A 1,771-nucleotide genomic window follows, 5' to 3' on the forward strand; every position below is an offset into this window, starting at 1 on the left:
GCAGTTCTTGCTGCATCCATAGCAACATTTCCACCACCTACTACTGCAACTTTTTTACCTGCTCTAACTGGTGTATCATAGCCTTCTACAGCTGCCTTCATTAAGTTTACTCTTGTTAAGAATTCATTTGCAGAGCATACTCCATTTGCATTTTCTCCATCAATTCCCATGAATTTAGGAAGTCCCGCTCCTGAACCTATAAATACTGCTTTAAATCCTTCTTCTTCAAATAATTGATCTACTGTTATAGTTCTTCCTATAATAACATTAGTTTCAATCTTAACTCCAAGTTTCTTTATGTTTTCAACTTCATTTTTAACAACTTTTTCTTTTGGAAGTCTGAATTCTGGAATTCCATATTCTAATACTCCACCTGCTTTATGAAGTGCTTCGAATATAGTAACATCATATCCTTTTTTAGCCAAATCTCCTGCACAAGTTAATCCTGCTGGACCGCTACCTATAACTGCAACTTTCATTCCATTTTTAGGTGCTGTTGCACTTAAATCAACATTATGTTTCGCAGCCCAATCTGCTGTAAATCTTTCAAGTTTACCTATTGATACTGCGTCACCCTTTATTCCTAAAACACATTTTCCTTCACATTGTTTCTCTTGTGGACATACTCTACCACATACAGCTGGAAGTGCACTATATTTAGCTATTTCTTTTGCAGCTTCTTCAAAATTTCTATCTTTTATATGTGATATAAATGCTGGAATATTAATAGATACTGGACATCCTTCCATACATTTAGGATTTTTACAATTTAAACATCTTGAAGCTTCTTTAACTGCTTCTTCTTCATTGTATCCTAAACAAACTTCTTCAAAGTTTGTTGCTCTAACCTTTGGATTTTGCTCTCTTACAGGTATTCTTACCATTCTTTCTTTCATATCCATTATTTATCACCTCTGCAACCACAGCCACCGTGACTATGAGTATTTCCTTCTTCAAGCTTTAATTGAGCTTTACCTTCTTCACTCTTGTACATAGCTTGTCTTCTCATTGACTCATCATAATTTACTAAATGTCCATCAAATTCCGGTCCATCAACACAAGCAAATTTAACTTCTCCTCCAACTGTAACTCTACAAGCTCCACACATGCCTGTACCATCTACCATTATTGGATTTAAGCTTACTGTAGTTGGGATTTGTAATTCTTTTGTTAAAGCTGCCATGAATTTCATCATTATCATTGGCCCTATAACTACGGCATGATCATATTTATTTCCTTTATTAACTAAGTCTTGTAAGCAATCAGTAACTCTACCGTTAAATCCATATGTTCCATCATCAGTTGCAATATAAAGATTTCCAGCTACCTTTTTCATTTCTTCTTCTAATATTAATAAATCTTTTGTTCTAGATCCAACTATAACATCTACATACATTCCATTTTCATGCATCCATTTAACTTGAGGATAAACTGGTGCTGCACCAACTCCTCCAGCAATAAATATTAATTTTTTCTTCTTTAATTCTTCTAAATCTTCATGAATAAATTCACTTGGTTGACCTAATGGTCCAACAAAATCTGCTACATATTCGCCTACTTTATATTCAGCTAATTCTTGTGTACTTTTTCCTACTGTTTGGAAAACGATACTAACTGTTCCTTGTTCTCTATCATAATCAGCAATAGTTAATGGTACTCTTTCACCCTTTTCATCATTCTTTATAATGATAAATTGACCAGGCTGTGCTGATTTTGCAACTCTTGGAGCTTCTATATCCATTAAATATATATTGTTTGTAAGCTCTCTTTT

At 33.9% G+C, this 1,771-nt stretch carries 2 protein-coding genes; both read right to left on the reverse strand.

Features of this window, described 5'->3' with window-relative positions; all coding sequences use genetic code 11:
• Positions 1 to 902, reverse strand: a 902-nt coding sequence (locus KYD98_RS17965; protein ID WP_219781420.1) for an FAD-dependent oxidoreductase, incomplete at its 3' end; no start/stop codon positions are given.
• Positions 902 to 1,771, reverse strand: an 870-nt coding sequence (locus KYD98_RS17970) for a sulfide/dihydroorotate dehydrogenase-like FAD/NAD-binding protein (RefSeq protein WP_219781421.1), incomplete at its 5' end; no start/stop codon positions are given. The genes KYD98_RS17970 and KYD98_RS17965, both read right to left, overlap by 1 nt.

The organism is Clostridium weizhouense (assembly GCF_019431045.1).
In the GTDB taxonomy this organism is placed as follows: domain Bacteria; phylum Bacillota; class Clostridia; order Clostridiales; family Clostridiaceae; genus Clostridium; species Clostridium weizhouense.